At 40.8% G+C, this 17520-nt stretch carries 23 protein-coding genes; 13 read left to right on the top strand and 10 right to left on the bottom strand.

Translation table 11 applies throughout. The features are described 5' to 3' along the window. Window positions 1–485 precede the first annotated feature (485 nt). Window positions 486–662 (bottom strand): type II toxin-antitoxin system HicA family toxin, encoded by a 177-nt coding sequence (locus tag ANME2D_RS17280; protein ID WP_102044956.1) that lies wholly within the window; start codon window positions 660–662, stop codon window positions 486–488. Continuing rightward, window positions 655–867, bottom strand: coding sequence for a type II toxin-antitoxin system HicB family antitoxin (locus ANME2D_RS04510; protein WP_081810136.1), 213 nt, complete (start codon window positions 865–867; stop codon window positions 655–657). Before ANME2D_RS04510 ends, ANME2D_RS17280 begins: the two co-directional genes overlap by 8 nt. Before the next feature lie 196 nt (window positions 868–1063). Between ANME2D_RS04510 and ANME2D_RS04505 the strand changes: the two genes are divergently transcribed. The 4 genes from ANME2D_RS04505 to trkA all read left to right on the top strand — a co-directional run bounded on the left by ANME2D_RS04505 (window position 1064) and on the right by trkA (window position 4258). Continuing rightward, the gene (locus tag ANME2D_RS04505; protein WP_048089410.1) at window positions 1064–1756 is read left to right on the top strand and encodes a HisA/HisF-related TIM barrel protein; all 693 of its coding nucleotides are present in this window, start codon (window positions 1064–1066) and stop codon (window positions 1754–1756) included. Window positions 1757–1766: 10 nt separating this feature from the next. Further along, a complete protein-coding gene (locus ANME2D_RS04500) occupies window positions 1767–2585 on the top strand; it encodes an SPL family radical SAM protein (RefSeq protein ID WP_048089409.1) in 819 nt (272 codons plus the stop codon). A gap of 18 nt (window positions 2586–2603) precedes the next feature. Then, the gene (locus ANME2D_RS18985; RefSeq protein ID WP_157833966.1) at window positions 2604–2855 is read left to right on the top strand and encodes a YkgJ family cysteine cluster protein; all 252 of its coding nucleotides are present in this window, start codon (window positions 2604–2606) and stop codon (window positions 2853–2855) included. A gap of 74 nt (window positions 2856–2929) precedes the next feature. Then, entirely contained in the window at window positions 2930–4258 is a 1329-nt protein-coding gene (gene trkA / locus ANME2D_RS04495) for a Trk system potassium transporter TrkA (protein WP_048089408.1), read from the top strand. Here trkA and ANME2D_RS18980 read toward each other — a convergent pair. Beyond that, the gene (locus ANME2D_RS18980) at window positions 4251–4334 is read right to left on the bottom strand and encodes a helix-turn-helix domain-containing protein (RefSeq protein WP_081810135.1); all 84 of its coding nucleotides are present in this window, start codon (window positions 4332–4334) and stop codon (window positions 4251–4253) included. The genes trkA and ANME2D_RS18980 overlap by 8 nt on opposite strands. Window positions 4335–4527: 193 nt before the next feature. Here ANME2D_RS18980 and ANME2D_RS04490 point away from each other — a divergent pair, with 193 nt between their 5' ends. Together ANME2D_RS04490 and ANME2D_RS04485 are read left to right on the top strand one after the other, a co-directional pair. After that, complete coding sequence (locus ANME2D_RS04490) at window positions 4528–4758, top strand: winged helix-turn-helix domain-containing protein (RefSeq protein ID WP_048089407.1); 231 nt, start codon at window positions 4528–4530, stop codon at window positions 4756–4758. 429 nt (window positions 4759–5187) lie between these two features. Then, window positions 5188–6096, top strand: a complete 909-nt coding sequence (locus tag ANME2D_RS04485) for a UbiA family prenyltransferase (protein ID WP_241763315.1) — start codon at window positions 5188–5190, stop codon at window positions 6094–6096. Here ANME2D_RS04485 and ANME2D_RS04480 read toward each other — a convergent pair. The 5 genes from ANME2D_RS04480 to ANME2D_RS04460 form a co-directional block, all read right to left on the bottom strand. Then, window positions 6093–7478: an FIST N-terminal domain-containing protein gene (locus ANME2D_RS04480; RefSeq protein WP_048089405.1), complete on the bottom strand. Its 1386-nt coding sequence runs from the start codon at window positions 7476–7478 to the stop codon at window positions 6093–6095. The two genes, ANME2D_RS04485 and ANME2D_RS04480, sit on opposite strands and share 4 nt — an antisense overlap. A 175-nt stretch (window positions 7479–7653) precedes the next feature. Further along, complete coding sequence (dapB, locus tag ANME2D_RS04475; protein WP_048089404.1) at window positions 7654–8448, bottom strand: 4-hydroxy-tetrahydrodipicolinate reductase; 795 nt, start codon at window positions 8446–8448, stop codon at window positions 7654–7656. 7 nt (window positions 8449–8455) lie between these two features. After that, window positions 8456–9331 (bottom strand): 4-hydroxy-tetrahydrodipicolinate synthase, encoded by an 876-nt coding sequence (gene dapA / locus ANME2D_RS04470; RefSeq protein WP_048089403.1) that lies wholly within the window; start codon window positions 9329–9331, stop codon window positions 8456–8458. Between the two features lie 6 nt (window positions 9332–9337). Then, entirely contained in the window at window positions 9338–9538 is a 201-nt protein-coding gene (locus tag ANME2D_RS04465) for a 30S ribosomal protein S17e (RefSeq protein ID WP_048089956.1), read from the bottom strand. A 115-nt stretch (window positions 9539–9653) separates the two neighbouring features. Beyond that, complete coding sequence (locus ANME2D_RS04460) at window positions 9654–11330, bottom strand: COG1361 family protein (protein ID WP_048089402.1); 1677 nt, start codon at window positions 11328–11330, stop codon at window positions 9654–9656. A gap of 195 nt (window positions 11331–11525) precedes the next feature. Between ANME2D_RS04460 and ANME2D_RS17860 the strand changes: the two genes are divergently transcribed. Next, window positions 11526–11750, top strand: coding sequence for a hypothetical protein (locus tag ANME2D_RS17860; RefSeq protein ID WP_157833965.1), 225 nt, complete (start codon window positions 11526–11528; stop codon window positions 11748–11750). A gap of 68 nt (window positions 11751–11818) precedes the next feature. Next, window positions 11819–11989 carry a preprotein translocase subunit Sec61beta gene (locus ANME2D_RS04450; RefSeq protein ID WP_048089400.1) on the top strand — a complete coding sequence of 57 codons (171 nt, stop codon included), beginning with the start codon at window positions 11819–11821 and terminating at the stop codon, window positions 11987–11989. On the opposite strand, the gene purD is transcribed toward ANME2D_RS04450, so the two are convergent. After that, window positions 11961–13283, bottom strand: a complete 1323-nt coding sequence (gene purD, locus ANME2D_RS04445) for a phosphoribosylamine--glycine ligase (protein ID WP_048089955.1) — start codon at window positions 13281–13283, stop codon at window positions 11961–11963. The genes ANME2D_RS04450 and purD overlap by 29 nt on opposite strands. An 11-nt stretch (window positions 13284–13294) precedes the next feature. Next, window positions 13295–14374 (bottom strand): NADH:flavin oxidoreductase, encoded by a 1080-nt coding sequence (locus tag ANME2D_RS04440; protein WP_052368568.1) that lies wholly within the window; start codon window positions 14372–14374, stop codon window positions 13295–13297. Between the two features lie 100 nt (window positions 14375–14474). Here ANME2D_RS04440 and ANME2D_RS04435 point away from each other — a divergent pair, with 100 nt between their 5' ends. From ANME2D_RS04435 to ANME2D_RS04415, 5 genes are all read left to right on the top strand, one after another. Further along, window positions 14475–14879, top strand: a complete 405-nt coding sequence (locus ANME2D_RS04435) for a UPF0146 family protein (protein WP_048089399.1) — start codon at window positions 14475–14477, stop codon at window positions 14877–14879. A 130-nt stretch (window positions 14880–15009) separates the two neighbouring features. Next, window positions 15010–15711, top strand: coding sequence for an RAD55 family ATPase (locus ANME2D_RS04430; protein WP_048089398.1), 702 nt, complete (start codon window positions 15010–15012; stop codon window positions 15709–15711). Between the two features lies 1 nt (window position 15712). After that, entirely contained in the window at window positions 15713–16882 is a 1170-nt protein-coding gene (locus ANME2D_RS04425) for an ATPase domain-containing protein (RefSeq protein WP_048089397.1), read from the top strand. Next, window positions 16882–17250, top strand: coding sequence for a roadblock/LC7 domain-containing protein (locus ANME2D_RS04420; protein ID WP_048089396.1), 369 nt, complete (start codon window positions 16882–16884; stop codon window positions 17248–17250). The genes ANME2D_RS04425 and ANME2D_RS04420 overlap by 1 nt, the downstream gene beginning before the upstream one ends. Next, window positions 17247–17501 (top strand): YhbY family RNA-binding protein, encoded by a 255-nt coding sequence (locus tag ANME2D_RS04415; protein WP_048089395.1) that lies wholly within the window; start codon window positions 17247–17249, stop codon window positions 17499–17501. The genes ANME2D_RS04420 and ANME2D_RS04415 overlap by 4 nt, the downstream gene beginning before the upstream one ends. The last annotated feature ends 19 nt before the right edge of the window (window positions 17502–17520 follow it).

Here is a 17520-nt window from a genome sequence, read left to right as displayed (position 1 = left end):
GCACATTCGGGCGAAATTATTAACAACGAACTTATACTAACTCAAAACGAACTCCAAGAGTTCGTTCCAGTTCGTTTATGTTCGTTGTTTTTATCAACTATTAGATTTCAGACGAGGAAAATGCAATGAGTTTGGCGAAAGATGTTATTTTCAGTGAGTTCAAACTCATTTCCAAACTCATTGAAAACATTTTGAAGATTGGATATTTCGGAAAAGTTATTAAGGTTGGAAGCTATTGTTACCATTGCTAAAACCAAAGTAATATCATTACATTAAAGAATAAATAAGTATTTATTGTGATGGTATTACTCTTTTATTCATAACTGGATATTGAGATAGTGCCAAGACAAACTGATAAGTGATAAATATAATCCGATATTGGGAGCTTTTTGAGGTTATAGCAACGATTCTTTTCAATGACACCCTGGCCAGGATCGTTCTAGCGGCACTGCAGTTCTATAGAAAATCCATAAATTCTTCTATAGTTAACCCCTTAAAGTTCCTTTTGATAGTTCTCTATGGTTTGGCACTGTTAGCCTTCTGTGAGGGTGTTTTCTTTGCCTAAGGATTATATGGCTACCTGTCTGGTGATCAACTTCGTAATCTAATTTAGAAAATGCTTTTACTGCTTCTATACCGGAAATTATTGGAAGTTTAGGCATTCACTTCAACCATTTCTTCCATTATAGAAGGTGGTATTGGCTCGTTGTGTTTTTTCAAACTAACTAAGTATCCCTGAATCGCATCCTTTATATTGGATATCGCTTCGCCTCTGGTTTTTCCTTGAGAAATACAGCCTGGCAATTCCGGGACTGTAGCTACAAAAATCCCGTCTTCATCCTGTTCTATCAAGACTCTAAACTTCATAATGTTAAGTTGTATTTTGAATATATAAATTCTTCATTGAATAAATCACCGCAAAGGTGAACCCAACGGTTCATCAGGCAGGCAATTAGATGCCAGTATTCACGCACCTGCGCCCATCTGTATTATCAGATACTGCAACTATGCATTGATAAAAAAGTAGTTAAAGTTATGAGGAATTAACAGGAATTGATAAGAAATGTTTCGAATTGTTTTCGTGCTTGACATACTCAACGGCAATGCAGTCCATGCTGTAAAGGGTGAGAGATCAAAGTACCAGCCCGTACAGAGCAGGGTATGCAGTTCATCAGATCCTCTGGATATAGTCTCTTCACTAAAGCCAAAGGAGGTCTATATTGCCGATCTCGACAGGCTCCAGCACACAGGGGATAACTTTGAGCTGATTAAAGAAATATCAATGAATACGAGAACAATGGTCGATACAGGTGTGGAAAAATTAAGTGATGTTGAGATATACGTCGGGATTGCTGATACAGTGATCCTGGGCACCGAGACTGCATCGCTTGAGTTGATCGATATGGCAGCGAAACTGTTCCCTGGTGTAATCAATGTAAGTATCGACATTAAAAACGGCAGTGTATTGACAAAAGACAGGAATATGGTGATGAAGCCGCAGGAACTTGTAGAACTGTTAAATGGGTACGACATTGAGAATATTATCGTACTTGATTTAAATAAGGTTGGTACAGGCACTGGAATTGATGTGGATTTTTTACAGGATATAGTCGGATTATCAGCCCACAGTATCCTGGTCGGCGGCGGGATCAGGGGTATGGACGATATCGATGCACTGGAAGAGATAGGCGTGGGCGGCGCACTTGTGGCAACGGCAGTGCATAGCGGAAATATACACATGGAGCTTTTACAGTAATGATCTAAAGATGATAAAAGAAATAAAAGCAAAAACCGCACTCTCTCCCTCGCAACTTTCAGGCCTGGATTATGCCCTCAATCCTTACATTGGCTGCGGTCATGCCTGTATCTATTGTTATGCGCCGTCCGTAATCCACCGGGATGAAGGGAAATGGGGTGATATAGTAGAGGTAAAAATAAACCTGCCCCGTATCCTCTCAAAAGAACTCAGGATAAAAAGGAAAGGTGTTGTGGGGCTTGGGACTGTAACCGACCCGTATCAGCCTGCTGAGAGAAAATATGAGGTAACGCGCAGGTGTCTTGAGCTCCTGCTTATGCACGATTTTCCTGTATGTATCCAGACAAAATCTTCTCTTGTCCTGAGGGATATGGATCTGCTCAGGAAGTTCTCAGATATCGAAGTGGGTATTACACTCACCGCACTTGATGACGGGGTGAGGGAGAGAATGGAGCCAGGGGCATCATCTGCAGAGGAGAGACTGCACGCGCTTGAGGAGCTCAGGGAAAATGGCATCAATACATGGGTTTTTCTCGGGCCTGTAATGCCGTATATCACCCATGCTGAGGCGCTGATGGATGCTATTGCAGTTGTCAGGCCGAAGTATGTGCTTGTGGACAGGCTGAGGTTGAAAGGGAAAGTGTGGGATGAAGTTAAGCAGCTCATTCAGGAATTTGATCCGCAGTTGCTTGTGGAATATGAGATGATCTTTCGTGAAGGTGGAGATCATGATTTTTATAGGCCGGTTTTTGAGAGGGTTATGAGGAAGTGTAAGGAGAAAGGGTTGAGATGTGAGATAAATAGAAATCAAAATATTTATGCTCGTTGAGACAATTTAACAAAAAAGATGAATCATTTGTCTGAAAAAGTTAAAAGAGCAGCGACCAGCTTGCTGCTTCCTGTAGATAAGGCAAGGATAGGGAATTGCAAGAACTGTGGTGCCTGTTGCATGTTTGTATATAGATGCCCGTTCCTGAATCTTGAGAAGCATAGAGCAATATGTACTATTCATAGAATCAGGCCTCCTATGTGCAGGAAATATCCAAGAACTAAAGCAGAGCAAATACACAAGCCATGTGGATATAGTTTTATTAATTAGTGTCTGGCCATAGTATCTGATATAGAGGCATTCGATATATTTAATATATTAAAGTACCTTAACCACAGCAAACTATGCGAGTAATAATCATTGGAGCCGGAGAAGTAGGGTATCATGTAGCAAAGACGCTATGCAGGAACAATGATATTTTCATAATCGAGAAAGATGAAGAGATCTGCAACAGGGCGAGGGAACTGGATGTGCAGGTTATAAAGGGGAACGGAGCTGATGTCAAACTCCTTAAGAGTGCGGATATTGATAAGGCTGAGCTAATCGTAGCAGTTACCGGGGTGGATGAGGTCAATATAGTAGCATGCATGGCATCAAAACTCTTAAATAATAAAGTGAAAACAGTTGCACGCGTTAGTAACCCGGATTATATAGATCGGCCTGTATCGGTGCGTGAAACAGTCGGGATGAGCGCAATGATATGCCCGGAATTATCGCTGGCTTCAGAGATTCATCACATTCTCTCCATACCAGAGGCAATAAATGTAGAACATTTTGTAGGCGGAAAAATAAAAATGATGGAGTTCAAAGTAAGTGATCATAACCCGCTCATAGGGAAAAAACTATCTGAATCAAATCTACCTGAGTGCTGCCTGATGGCGGCCATCTTTCGAGGTTCAGAATTAATGATACCGCATGGCGATGATATTATACTGAATAATGACAGGGTCGTACTTGTTGGAAAACCCGAGGCTGTAGAGGACACAAGAAGATTATTCGATGAGCACAGGAAGAACTCAGGGAAAATAGCAGTAGTTGGAGGGGGAGAAGTCGGGTACTACCTTGTCAAACTTCTAAGTGAGAGAAATTTAAAGTTAACTTTAATAGAAATGAATAAAAGGAGAAGCGAAGAGATCGCTCAGACTCTTCCAAACGTCCTTGTTCTTAATGGGGATGGGACTGATGTCGTTTTTATGAAAGAGGAGAACATAGGATCTATGGATGCTGTGGTAGCAGTTACAGACAGTGATGAGAAGAATCTTTTATGCTCACTTCTTGCAAAAAGGCTTGGGGCGAAAAAAGTTATTGCAAGGGCAGACCGTCCTGATTATGCTGAGCTATTTGAGATAGTGGGTGTAGATGTGGCGATTAGCCCGATACAGGCTACTGTCAACGAAGTTTTAAAATTCACTATGGGAATAGGTATTGAATCCCTTGTGACGATCGAAGGGGAAAAAGGCAGGATTATAGAATTGACAGCAAAACAAGGATCTAAAATAATCAATAAAAAACTCAAGGATGTACACTTCCCACGCGGCGCCATCATCAGTGCAATAGTAAGAGGTGGGGAGGTCATAATACCAGACGGCAGCCACATAATCCTTCCTGAGGATAAAGTTGTTATCTTTACTCTACCTTCAGCACTTACGGCAGTAGAAGAGCTCTTTAGCTAGTTGTGGTAAGTGTTCTATTAAGCTTAACTTCCTGTTTCTCGTCTGGATATATTCGGAAGCTATAGGCTTTTTTCATGCAGTATCAACAAGCTATATATTCCTTTGATACTATATTCTTTATCTGTCTTGAAATGTAACCTCAACAATTGTTTTGTGGGATAGGCATTATAACAGCCAGCTTCAAATCCATGATAATTATAATCATCATTTAATTAAAGAGTAACCTATAAATAGAAATAACTTATACTTAGGGTAGAGAGAGGAGGAAAATGCGACGAAGTAGGATAGATATTATCATCGACGTACTTGAGGTTGCGAAGATGGGGGCAAACAAAACGAGTGTTGTCTACAAGACGAACCTGAACTTTAAACTGGCAGATAAATATCTTGAGCTGCTGCAGAACCAGGGGTTAGTGGAAAATAGAACAGATAAATATATAACCACAGATAAAGGAAAAGTATTCTTAGAAAAAGCTAAAGAGATTACCCTGCAGTTGTGAACAGAGGGCTAAACCCGGTTATTCTGACCTCTCCGTTTCTCTAACAGTAATACTTTCTCCTTCGCTGATTTTCTAATAGCGCAGATATGGTACTATATGATCATGTAAAGTTACGTAACTATTTTTCTTAACATAATTTCTTAATTGATCTTCGTAGTATAATTTATTAATTAATCTCCGTAACATGATTTCTTAATATAATTTCTAAATTATTTTTCTTAACAGCTTATATTGGTACGTGACATATGTAATGAATGCTCATAGCGAGCATAAACAAAGAGGTGACAAAATGAAGAACGAGAAGAAAGATATACAGAAAGAAGAGGAAGAAAAGGTAGCAGAAGAGTTATTTAAGACCGCAAAACTATACGGTGGATAATTCTATATTATTTTTTTTGCAGGTTGGTGAGGGGGGTTAGTTTTTTGATAGTGAATAAGTTATCAGAGATAATAAAGTTGTTCTATACACCTTATTCTATATTCTCCCCTGTTCCATTTTTTGCAATAATAATCTTTCTATTGGCATATAAATCAGATGACCTATTGTCATCTCCTATACGCTCTCTTACTGCTGGAGTGATTGTATCTCTCTTATCAAGTTTTGCATCTAATATATGGAATCATACAAATGATCTGGAGGAAGATCTGGCGCAGGGTAAAAAAAATGCGTTAACCCAGAAAATAATCTCACATCGTTCTGCGGTTATAATATCTTTATTATTGTATATATTGTCAATAATAAGTGTAGTATATATTTCTATAGGGACTGCGAGGCAGGCTTATATATTTTTCTTAATATGGGCACTGGTTACGTGGTGGTACTCAGATAAGATTTTATTAAAAAGAATATTTGGCTTTAGATTAAAAACCCACTATATTGGAGAGCTGATAACATACAGCATTGCATATCCTGCGTACACGCTTAGCATATGGTTGATCTATTCTAATCTGAATATAGAAGGCATTGTATTAGCTTTAGCATTTTTATGTTTTGGAATTTCGGTTGTATTAATAAAGGATATAAAAGATATATCAGGTGACGCAAAAGCTGGATTAAGGACTTTTGGTGTCGCATTTCCTCCATCAAAACTATTTTATTTCTCGTGTTTGTTTTTGCTATTATACTATATAATTATTTTAAACTCTGTTGCTTTTAATATTTTTAGCCGTAGTATATTGTTGGTCATTATTCCATTCTTTTATTTTATTAAGAATACTTTCTTACACTTCAACAAAAAAAACTGGAGAATAGAAGCAGAGGATAATAAGCAAATTAAGTCAATGGTTGCTACAACCTATGCTTCTATAATCCTCTTAGGATTAGGCGCCTTTATTTAAATTTCTAAACATATATTTGTTCCAGCCGAGTTGAAAAAAATATCTGGTTGGGCTTCTGAGATATAATTTCTTTTTTTCATTCCTTTTGGGAGATACACTGAAGGGGCCTCTGTCATAATTCCAAAATAATTTTCATCAACCAATTCTTTTATTTCATCTTTATAAGTGAAAACTTTCTTGCCAAAAGCAGAAACTGAACCAACATCTATACAGAAAAATTTAAAATCATTATTACATCGCAGATGCCTCATGCTGGATATAAAGTCACTGGATTTAAAGTATATATACTCATATCCAAGAAATACATCTTCGATGAACTCAGAAGTGTCGATGAAGAAAGGATAAAGATCAAAAGGGTAATAGGATCCCATACCTACGAGAACCATCCCTTTTGACTTTTTAGTGAAGAATATTAACATGTATGGTGTCTGTACCTGAAAATTCCCCTTATCCAGTTTTTTAAATAAATCTTCTTCTTTTTCTGCTAAAACTGCTGTCAAATCCTTTACTGCACTAATTGGTGGAACGCCATCCAGTGAAATCAGTATATTTTTCTCAAAATTTGCCTTAAACTCTTTAACTATAGTAAACTCCCTACGCACGATATCCTTCGTCTCTTCCATGGTTTTTCCCTTATCGGGAAATATATCATTGTAAGTAACATTTATACCCTCTTTCTCTATCGTAAGCGCAGCAATGCCATCCTCAATATCCTCGAAGTTGCAGAATATATGTGGAGAGTTGAACCTTACCTGCGTATGCATCGCATTCATGCCAATGACAGGGATTTTGTAATCTGTATGTCTGGCGAATATGCTCAGGATTGTGGGAGGCAGATAGAAGATATTCTCCCTGTTGCAGTAATCCGCAAATTTTCGGGCATATTCTTTCTGTTTCTCCTGGTTCTTTCCACCGCACTGTTTACTGTAATACATCCCCTTCGCATAGAACTCACTTGATTTGAGCGCTCCTGGCACATGCACCAGGGGGAAATGCAGTATAATTACGCCTTTCTCACACTTTACCTTTTTTGCAAGTTTCTCTGCCGACTCTACTGCGCCTTTTTCTTTAACCCCGTCAACGTGTATTCTGGCATCCGTATCCTTACAGAGTACAAGCGCCGCGCCGTCTGCACGCAGATCATCAGGGTATATCATGCCGTCCACAGTTGCACCTATTTGCGGTATATCGCCATATTCCTCATGGAGTATATCCAGCATGGACTGGTATTTGCCATTATACTTAAGTGTGGCATAGAATAGAGCAAGATCAGGCTTAAAATCCACACGCATACGGGCCTGTTCTATAATCTCTACTGCTGCCTGTTTATAATCTCTTTTATTACTGAATAATGTAATGGTTTTCATTTTAACCCAGACCATACTCTACTTCTTGTGGCTCTGTCCCCTGGTGGAACATTCATTTATTTTGTTACGATATATTATATATTTTTCTATTGACTTTAATTTGACGCCGGGATTTACAGAGCCAAAGACCCAGGATTACATAGAATGTGAGCTATTTCAGGTGCTGATATAAGAATTCAGGTTCTAAATATTATTTAATCCCCAGTACGTCCCGCATTTCATATATACCAGGCGGGGCGGTTGAGACCCACTCTGCTGCTCTTACTGCACCTGTTGCAAACGCCTGTCTGCTGTGGGCCTGATGTTTGATCTCGATTCTCTCTCCATCCCCTGCGAACAGGATGGTATGATCTCCTACAATATCCCCTCCTCTGACTGCATGGATGCCAATCTCCTTCTCGCGCGGAGAAAGACCGCGTCTTCCATATACGAAATCTTTTTCACCCAGTGTCTTTGAAATGACCTCTGCAGCCCTCATTGCAGTACCGCTGGGTGCATCCTTCTTCTGGTTATGGTGTGCCTCTATTATCTCAATATCGTAATCCTCAAGTCTCCTTGCAGCCCGGGCAATCAGGTCCCAGAACACATTCACACCTATGGAGAAATTAGGAGAAATAACCGCAGCAATGCCGTTACTTTTTATAGCGTTTTCCATTGATGATAATTGCTCCTGTGTGAACCCTGTCGTTCCAACGACCAGATTTATCTTTTTCCGGGCACTGGCGATTACGTTTCTCACAGCAGCCTGGGCTATTGTAAAATCAATAAGGACATCAGGCTTTGATCTCTCCAGGACAGTATCAATATCGTTTGCATCCCAAACCAGAACATTCAATTTACCGATTCTCATTACATCGCCAATGTCTGTACCTTCATTGGTCACATCTATGGCAGAGACTAGTTCTAAATTATTGGATTTTAATATATTCTCTATAATAAGTGTGCCCATCCGTCCACAGGCACCGGTGACTGCTATTTTTTTCATAAACGACTCAATTTATCAGATGAAGATCATTTAACGCAGACCTAAGCTTTCTCTCGTTGTCATCGCTGATAGGTGCAAGAGGAAGTCTCAGGTCTCCGGCCGGAAGTCCGATAAGTTCAACCGCTTTCTTGATGGGAATTGGATTTGTCTCCAGAAAGACAGCACGTATCAGAGGGGCAAGCGAAATATGCAGTTCTCTTGCCGTAGCCATATCTCCTCTGCTGAACGCCTCAACCATGGAAACTACAAGTTTTGGAGCGACATTGGCTACGACAGAGATTACACCCACACCGCCCAGTGCCATGATTGGAAGCGTGAGGCCATCATCCCCTGAGAATACAACAAAATCCTCACCCTGTGTAAGTTCGAGAATCTTAGTGATCTGATCAAGGTTACCACTTGCCTCTTTTATTCCTGAGATGTTGTTTATTTTTGCAAGCTCAGAGACAAGCTCAGGCTTGAGATTGATTCCTGTGCGCGAAGGAACATTATATAATATGATAGGTATATCAACAGCATCTGCAACCGTCTTAAAATGATCGATCATCCCGCGATCATTGGGCTTGTTATAATATGGTGTTATCAGAAGAGCAGCATCAGCACCTGCATCATGTGCAAATCTTGTTAGCTCAATGGCTTCGGCTGTGTTATTGGAGCCCGTACCTGCTACAACAGGAACAGTAGAACATTCAACTGCTATTTCAATTACCTTCTCATGTTCCTCTATAGAAAGTGTTGCAGCTTCACCGGTTGTCCCACATGGAACGATACCAGATACCCCATTTTCAATTAAAAAACCGATATTCTGTTGCAGACCTTCTTTATCTACCTTACTCTCCTTTGTGAACGGAGTAATAAGAGCAGGCAGAACACCTTCAAACATAAACCTCTACTTTCTTCTTGTAGCCTGTACTCTCAAGGCACGTACTATATATCCTGCTACACGGTTTCTGATAACTTTGCTCTCAATATTGGTATATTTGGTGACATTCTCCTTGTTCTGTGCAAAATCGGTGCTGAAAGCATCGCCGCGTTCTTCAAGTAACTGGTTTGCTAATGATTTGATATAATTAGGTCTGATATTTCCCATGATCTTTCTCCATTTTTCTTCGCATACAACCCCATTATTCATATAGATTTTGGAAGTATTTATTCGGTGCAGAGTCCGGAAATACACTATTGATTGATTTTTCGGATAGGAGGATCTAATCCTCTCTTAAAAAGTCGCAGATATCATATGCAGAACCATAGCGGTCAATGCCATTATCATCGCAACCCAGTATAGAATTCAAAAAGGTATCAATTTCATTTGAAGGCTTAACTGATTCGGGTTCATCTGGTCCAGATCCATCAAACCCATCTGTAGCATTTGAATTGTCAGTATCATCAGAATCATCGATGGTGGGCACAGGAGTTGCAGGCTCTGCAGGTAATGCTGTAATTTTAGAGACAGGTACGTCTGTACTGGTTTCATCCTGGGATTTAATCCCTATCTCAAGTTCCTGACTCTCAGTGCTGATCTTTTCACCTCTGGTGCCAAGTTCATAATACTGGGCAGTTGCAGGTGGAAGTTTAATTGGATATGTAGAACCTGTCTTAAGAGTATAGCTGAAACTTGCTATCTTGTTTGCTTCTAAAAACTCCTCATAATCAGTGCTGCCACTGATCAAAGCCGCATCTTCGGGCAATTGATCCTTGATAACGACTTTTGTAGGGGTATTCCCGGTGTTCTCTGCAGTTACAGTCACAATCACAGTATCACCCGGGTTGACATCAGGGACATCTATCTGCTTATCGAGCACAATCTTAGGTCCATATACTACGATTTTTGGCTGGTTTGATCGTATGCCGTATAGTTCGTTCCTTACTTTGAACTGTGCGGTAGCAGGGGGAAATAAAACGCCTTCAGTGTTCGGCTCCTGTGGTTTTATCAGATAGCGATAGTCCCATTCTCCACCAGCAGAAATATTAACTACCCATTGCAGCGATACATTACTCACGAGTTTAAAACCATCTGGAAGGAAATCATTAATGCTCACACTCCTGATATCATATTTACCATTGTTTTTTAAGGAAAGTGAGACCATCACTGAATCCTTTAGATACATCTTATCATGTGTGCTCTTCCTCAGGGACATGCTCCACTCAGGATTGATTGCTGTCGAGATGATCTGTGTGATCTGTGCTGCATATGCTATATCCAGAGCATCATATCCGCTGGTATTTGCGGATATGCTATAGATCTTCTCTTCCGTGAGAAGAGGTAATGCGAATGTAATAGTTTCTGTTATAGATTCACCTTTTCCGATCTTCTCGTAATGATATTTTAGACTACCTCTCTTTACTGGAAGTTCGGTCTTAATGTCCATATCAACATTAAACGCATCAGCCGATCCAGTATTCTCCAAGCTCACGGTTGCGACAATCTCTTGATCCTGTGAAGGTGCGTATTTACTTTTATCTGTGTCTACTGATAGCTCAAGATCGGGTATTCCCCTCGGATTGAGTTCTATTGTCGCCCAGGGATTATAACTTTGAAAAAGCCATTCTGTGGCACTTCTGGATGGTAGTTCTTTTGCCGTGACCCTCAATTCACCATCAGGCGAGATATATGATTCATCCAGTTTGAGGACAGTTGTATTAATGAAACTACCATTTTTAGATATATTTAATCCCACATACGGTTCAACCGGTTCACTTGGTCTTTCTATATATTTATCTGATTCTACGGGTGGAGGAAACGCTACAACTTTCACTGAGTATTCATTATATGAAATTACCTCTCCTCGCTCGAGCGTATCTGATATACCTTCACTCCACTGAAGTTTAGAGGTCTCGAAGGCATAAACAGAGCTAATAGATCCTGATATAATCAGGAGCATTATAACCCCTCTGGCTAATCCATGACGCTTATTCCTCGCATTCATATAATGAAGATAACTATATCTATTTCATTGCTGTAAACTATTATATATGCCACACTTAATATTTTAATTACACAGTTGTTTTCTCTAAATTATTATTTCCAGGACCTTTTATAGCCTGTAGTGTAACGCATACTAAGGAGATTGATTGTCATGAGAACATATATATCTAACGCAAGGGGTACGTTCACGAAGTGTACCGTAGGCGCTTTATCCCGCCGACTGTCACGCCAGTCGATTGCGTATCCACAACTGTCACGTCAGTTGACACCGTGCACACGTATGCCAGATGCGCTTGCATACGTGGATGCGTCCTTAAGGGGCGCAATCCTTGTAAATCAAGCGGTTTTTCTCTACCCCTTGACCCCAATGCTATAAGAATAAGAGCTCTGAGGAGTTCTGAGAACGCGATAGATTCAAATGCTATTAAAACATAGGTAGTGATCATGGCAAAAAAGAAAGAAGGAAGCGGCCTGATGTCCTCAGCCGGCTTAATGAGATATTACGATGCAGAAGAGACTGCAGTACTAATAAATCCTAAAACAGTATTCTCAGTGGCGATAGTTATAGGACTGGCTGTTCTGGCACTTAATGCATATTATGGTATCTGGCCTTAATTCTCAGATCCTCCATATGTCGCACTCTTTTATTGATGAGTTCATCAGTTCCTATATCCTGCCTGCTGTAAAGCTTACCCCTCAAACCTGATAGACCAGCCTGAGCTATTTTCTCAGCTTCCCTGATAGTGCCTGCAATGCCCAGGACTGCAAGTGCCCTTGAACCTGTCGTATATATTATACTATCTTTTTCATATACACTGGAATAGAAAAGAAGCGCATTATTTACACCCGTGGTTTCTATGACCGAATCCTTGACCGGATTATCCGGGTAGCCTTCAGGGACTGCGTATTTGCACACAGTAGATTGCTTCTTAAACATGACCCTGATACTATCAAGCGTCCCTTTCACAATGCCTGTGCATACATCAAGAAAATCATTATCAAGAAGAGGAAGAGTATTCATGGCCTCAGGGTCTCCAAAGCGTGCATTGAACTCAATGACAGAGATACCTTTCTCAGTTGCCATGAACTGGCCGTACAGTATGCCCTGGTATGGAACACCGGTCTCTTTCCAGATGGCATGGACTGTATCTTCCATTATCTTTTTTGCATCAGTATAATCAGATTCTATCATAAAAGGCAGTATATCTTTTGAATCGCTGTAGGATCCCATCCCGCCTGTATTTGGCCCTTTATCACCTTCATATGCTCTTTTATGATCCTGAACAGCAGGGGCAAATGCAAGGGTTCTGCCATCAACAAATGCCTGGACTGTGAATTCCTCACCAATTAGCCGCTTCTCAATAACAAGGCCATCGTTCTTCAGGACTTCTCTGGCATAGGCCCTGGCTCCATCTATATCGAAATGATCACCCATCACACGTACGCCTTTTCCACCTGTTAAACCAGCGGGTTTGATAACAACATCCCCGAGTTCATCAATAAACTCATCAGTACCCGTCTCACCTTTCCTGAACACCCTGAACTCAGGGCAGCCTGCAATATTGTATTTCTTCATGAAATTGCGCGCCCACGCTTTATCAAATTCAATCTGCGCTGCAGGTCTGCGCGGCCCGACGACCGGGATTCCAGCATTCCAGAGGGAATCAGGAATACCTGCAGCAAGAGGAGCTTCCGGGCCTATAACCGCAAGCTCGATTTTGTTCACAAGGGCATAATCAACGATTGCAGGGTCTGTCTCCTTTACGAGCAGAAAATCCCTGCACAGGCGAGCAATACCAGGGTTTTTCTTGCTCATGGCTGCAAAAAGCTGCGGATTTTTCTTACTTCGGGCGATAGCCTCTGCAATGGCATGCTCCCGCCCTCCGCCTCCGATTAAAAGTACTCTCATGCTCTCAACCTTTAAAGTTGCGGGTTCTGAGGGCATGATGCAGCTTTTGCGCCCCTTAAAAAGTACAGGCAGGTCATGCAATCGGTACATTCAGTGATCTGCTGTTTATTCAGGGATTTTTTAACAAAGAACGGGTCAGCTACCTGTGATCTGCATATTGCAACAAGATCGGCTTTATTTTCTGAAATAATAGAGTCTGCAAACTCCAGATTTCGTATATTATCAGAGCATATAACAGGTACGTCCACAGCATCCTTGATACCTCTGGCAAGGTTCGCATGGATACCTTCGCCCATGTTGATTGTGGGAGACATATGATTCATACTTGCATACGTCCCTGCAGCTACACTTATAACATCGGCCCCGGCATCTACAAGCCTGGTGGCGATCTTTTTTGTATCATTCAGCACAAGGCCACCATCAACGAATTCATCAGCACTGATACGGCATGATATCGGCGTATCCCCGATTTTACTTTTGACCGCTTCAATGATCTGTGTAAAAAACAGTGATCTATCCGTGCCGTATTTATCTGTGCGTTTATTTGAGTATGGTGAGAGGAATCCGCCGATCAGGTAGCCAAAGGCGCCGTGAAGTTCAATTAATTCTGCTCCTGCCCTCTTTGCTCTCAGTGCAGCATCAGCAAAATCGTCCTGGATCCTTTTTATCCCCTGCTCATCAAGTTCAACAGGTGTCTCCTTCATGACAGGACAGGGTATCGCCGATGGTGCAACAAGCTGATGGCCGGTCATTACAGATAAGGTCTGCCGCCCTGCATGTATCAGCTGGGCAGCCGGCACTGCGCCATTTTTCTTGATGACGGCAAAGAGCTCTTTTAGCGGAGCTATATGCTTATCATGGTTTATTCTTAGAGTATTTGTATTCGGGACTCCATCATCCGAGACCGCCATGCACCCTGCTATTATTAAACCGCAACCTCCTTCTGCGATTTTTCCATACATACGCAGCAATCGTTCAGTAACAAATCCATCTGATGTTGCAAAGTTTGCCTGGAAAGCAGGGAAAACAACACGGTTAGGCAGGCTGATGTTGTTTATATCTAAAGGTTTATATACACTACTTAAGCCCATATGGCTACATACTATGTATACCTATTTTAAATTTATCTAAGATCAACGAAATAGCATACTATCCGATAGTTTCATAAAGATTAATAATAGTGTTTATTCAATGATTTCAGATTACCAGGACCTGGCAGAGTATATTCTGAGGAATTACAGAAATAAGGTAGTGGAAGTCGGGGTGGGTAGCAGACCGCAGGTCGCACTTTTATTAAAAGATAGTATGGATGTTGTTGTGACCGACATCAACGAACAGAAATATGCAGATATCAGGTTCTGCAGGGATGATATATTCGATCCTGATATGAATATATATAAAAACGCCGCCCTTATATACTCAATAAGACCGCCAACAGACATTCAGGAAGCAATAGCAAAGGTAGCAAAACAGGTCGGGGCTGATTTGCTGATCAGGCCTTTTGGGAATGAAAAGGCAGATTTTAAGAAGGTGTATAAGAATTATACATTGTTGAACTACAGAGCGGCAAGGTTTTATTTATATAGGGATATATAAAATTTCGATGTCTGGAATTAAGTTTATTCAAGATTTCCCGGTCATATTGTTCTACCAGCGTTTTTATATGCCCCATAGGTAATTAGATATACTAAAATTTAAATAGTATAATCAGCACAAAGGCGAAACAATGAGTGACTATATACTTGGTATAAAGGAACTGGATAACGCGATCGGGGGTATAAAGAAGGGCTCGAATATCATGCTAATCGGCCCTCCTATGAGCGGAAAAGAGGTTATCCTGTATTATATAATGTACCAAGGTGTTAAGAATGATAATGCAATAATAACGGTAACAACCCGTGAATCGGCAACTCATATTTTAGAATGGTTCAAAGAGCACGAATTAGATATGCCGTTATCAAGAGTTGGAATGGTTGATTGTGTTACAAAAACGTTTGTCGGTACAGTTGTTGAGAGTGAAAACATTAAAATAGCAAGTAGTCCTGTTGATCTAACCGGGATAGGAGTGAAAATCAGCCAGTTCCTTGAAGAATACTTCATGAAAAAGAATATACGAAAAGTTCAGCTTCATATAAATTCGCTTTCTACAATATTGATGTATTCAAACATACAAACAGTTTTCAGGTTTCTTCATGTTTTTACAGGACGTATCAAGGCAATGGGGGCTATGGGAATATATGTTATAGAGAGCGGTATGCATGATGAGCAGGCTATTGCGACCTTAAAACAGCTACTTGACGGCGTGATAGAGATAAAATCCGAGGATGATAAGAACTTCATAAGAATAGTAGGGCTCTCTACAAAGCCCACTCCATGGTTTGAGTATGAGATCGAAGGAGCTAATGTAAGGATAGTAGGGAGAAAATAATATGATCAAGACCGGTATCCCAAAGCTGGATGAATTCCTTGATGGTGGAATACCTAAAGGCAAAAGTCTTGTCTATTATATGCAGCCAGGTGTGGAAGGGGAGGTTTTTGGGATGCAAACAATCTATAGTGCTCTAAAAGATGGAGGAAACTGTGTTCTCGTGGCATCGAGCACTATACCGGATATTACGAGAGGTCAGTTCAAGGAGTTTGGCTGGGATATCAATCAATTTAATAATAAATTCATCTCTGTTGATGCCTACAATCCATTAATCGGTGCTCCCTCCAAAGAGAAGTACATTGTCTCAAACCCGGATAATATTGAAGAGTTTAGCAGGATAATAGTAGATATAATAAAACAGCTACCTCCAAGCACCATTGTATTCGGTTCTCTCTCTACCATAATGGATCTATGCGGCGAGAGGAAAGTTATCGAAGCGGTCAGGATATGGAATAAAATGGCAATGCTTTATGATCATGTTATGGTATATAATTTTACGGCATGGCCATACTCTCAGGAGACATTGGACTTAATGAAAGGTGAATTATTCAATGCTGTCATATCTATTGGCGGGATAGTGGAGCGGGTCATATTCGGGCAGTATTTCGAGATACTTAAATCGGACTGGACAAAAGAAATAAAAAGATCCATGCTTTTCAGGGTACTTAGACCGGGTGGAATAAAGTTATACATACCAAAGATACTTGTTACAGGGCCGTTTGATTCAGGAAAATCCACATTTGTGCATGCACTCTCGACCAGAGCTATATCGGTTGATCGGCTTGGAACAACAATAGCACTCGACCATGGTCATGTGGATTACAAAGGTTTTAGTGCGGATATTTTTGGCACACCTGGCCAGGAGCGGTTTGATCCTATCATAAGATTATTAAGTGGTGAATCAATGGGCGTTTTTCTGGTTATAGATTCCACAAACCCGTCAGATTTTACCAGAGCAAAACAGATGCTTAAGATTACTATGTCCTATGGATTGCCGTATGTTATTATAGCTAATAAGCAGGATCTGGACGGGGCTTTAACTCCTGAAGAAGTAAGAGAACAATTTGACCTTCCTGAAGATGTTCCTATCATCCCTGCAGTAGCAAAGGATAAGATCGGTGTCTACGAGGCATTTGAGGTATTGATAGATAGTGTCACAGGGGGGATATAATGCCAGACACTATTGATATGATAGATAAAATACTGACTGATATGAAGAATGTTGGTGGGGTAGAGGCATGCGCTGCTGTAAGTCGTGATGGATTGCTTATTCGTGCTATTGTGCAGAACTGGCAATTTGCTGAATCCTTTGCTGCTATGTCAGCAACTATGCTCGGAGCAGCCGAGACCGCTACTGTAGAGCTTGGAAAGGGTATACCTCACCGGGTTATTGTAGAATCTGGACAGGGACGATTAGTTGCAGTTGGTGCAGGACCCAGAGCACTGCTCGTTGTTACTGTAGATTCGGATACCGGACTTGGACTGGTCCTTATAGAGCTTGAGAAAGCAGCAAAAAAGCTCAAAGAGCTATTAATATGAATAAACAAGATTATAGAGCAGAATCTACAGTGCTTGAGCCTACTATCCATATCGGTAAGTCAGGCATAGAGCCTGTTGTGGAAGAGTTAAAAAAACAATTGAAGCTTAAGAAGCTAATTAAAGTAAAATTTCTCAGGACAGCTTTTATTGAGGGCAACAAACAGGAACTATCAGAGAGACTGGCAGCCCTGACTGATTCGGAGCTTATTGAGGTCAGAGGAAATACGGCTGTATTTCGCCGAAAAAGGTAAATACTATCCGATAGATTAA

The sequence above is a fragment of the Candidatus Methanoperedens nitratireducens genome, assembly GCF_000685155.1.
Lineage (GTDB): Archaea > Halobacteriota > Methanosarcinia > Methanosarcinales > Methanoperedenaceae > Methanoperedens > Methanoperedens nitratireducens.
Note: the sequence above shows the minus strand (reverse complement) of the source record. Positions and strands in the feature narration are given on the sequence as shown.

Excerpts from the sequence above, each read along its gene's own strand:
- ANME2D_RS17280 (WP_102044956.1), bottom strand. The coding sequence starts at position 662 with ATGCCTAAACTTCCAATAATTTCCGGTATAGAAGCAGTAAAAGCATTT.
- ANME2D_RS04510 (WP_081810136.1), bottom strand. The coding sequence starts at position 867 with ATGAAGTTTAGAGTCTTGATAGAACAGGATGAAGACGGGATTTTTGTA.
- ANME2D_RS04505 (WP_048089410.1), top strand. The coding sequence starts at position 1,064 with ATGTTTCGAATTGTTTTCGTGCTTGACATACTCAACGGCAATGCAGTC.
- ANME2D_RS04500 (WP_048089409.1), top strand. The coding sequence starts at position 1,767 with ATGATAAAAGAAATAAAAGCAAAAACCGCACTCTCTCCCTCGCAACTT.
- ANME2D_RS18985 (WP_157833966.1), top strand. The coding sequence starts at position 2,604 with ATGAATCATTTGTCTGAAAAAGTTAAAAGAGCAGCGACCAGCTTGCTG.
- trkA (WP_048089408.1), top strand. The coding sequence starts at position 2,930 with ATGCGAGTAATAATCATTGGAGCCGGAGAAGTAGGGTATCATGTAGCA.
- ANME2D_RS18980 (WP_081810135.1), bottom strand. The coding sequence starts at position 4,334 with ATGAAAAAAGCCTATAGCTTCCGAATATATCCAGACGAGAAACAGGAA.
- ANME2D_RS04490 (WP_048089407.1), top strand. The coding sequence starts at position 4,528 with ATGCGACGAAGTAGGATAGATATTATCATCGACGTACTTGAGGTTGCG.
- ANME2D_RS04480 (WP_048089405.1), bottom strand. The coding sequence starts at position 7,478 with ATGGTCTGGGTTAAAATGAAAACCATTACATTATTCAGTAATAAAAGA.
- dapB (WP_048089404.1), bottom strand. The coding sequence starts at position 8,448 with ATGAAAAAAATAGCAGTCACCGGTGCCTGTGGACGGATGGGCACACTT.
- dapA (WP_048089403.1), bottom strand. The coding sequence starts at position 9,331 with ATGTTTGAAGGTGTTCTGCCTGCTCTTATTACTCCGTTCACAAAGGAG.
- ANME2D_RS04465 (WP_048089956.1), bottom strand. The coding sequence starts at position 9,538 with ATGGGAAATATCAGACCTAATTATATCAAATCATTAGCAAACCAGTTA.
- ANME2D_RS04460 (WP_048089402.1), bottom strand. The coding sequence starts at position 11,330 with ATGCTCCTGATTATATCAGGATCTATTAGCTCTGTTTATGCCTTCGAG.
- ANME2D_RS17860 (WP_157833965.1), top strand. The coding sequence starts at position 11,526 with ATGAGAACATATATATCTAACGCAAGGGGTACGTTCACGAAGTGTACC.
- ANME2D_RS04450 (WP_048089400.1), top strand. The coding sequence starts at position 11,819 with ATGGCAAAAAAGAAAGAAGGAAGCGGCCTGATGTCCTCAGCCGGCTTA.
- purD (WP_048089955.1), bottom strand. The coding sequence starts at position 13,283 with ATGAGAGTACTTTTAATCGGAGGCGGAGGGCGGGAGCATGCCATTGCA.
- ANME2D_RS04440 (WP_052368568.1), bottom strand. The coding sequence starts at position 14,374 with ATGGGCTTAAGTAGTGTATATAAACCTTTAGATATAAACAACATCAGC.
- ANME2D_RS04435 (WP_048089399.1), top strand. The coding sequence starts at position 14,475 with ATGATTTCAGATTACCAGGACCTGGCAGAGTATATTCTGAGGAATTAC.
- ANME2D_RS04430 (WP_048089398.1), top strand. The coding sequence starts at position 15,010 with ATGAGTGACTATATACTTGGTATAAAGGAACTGGATAACGCGATCGGG.
- ANME2D_RS04425 (WP_048089397.1), top strand. The coding sequence starts at position 15,713 with ATGATCAAGACCGGTATCCCAAAGCTGGATGAATTCCTTGATGGTGGA.
- ANME2D_RS04420 (WP_048089396.1), top strand. The coding sequence starts at position 16,882 with ATGCCAGACACTATTGATATGATAGATAAAATACTGACTGATATGAAG.
- ANME2D_RS04415 (WP_048089395.1), top strand. The coding sequence starts at position 17,247 with ATGAATAAACAAGATTATAGAGCAGAATCTACAGTGCTTGAGCCTACT.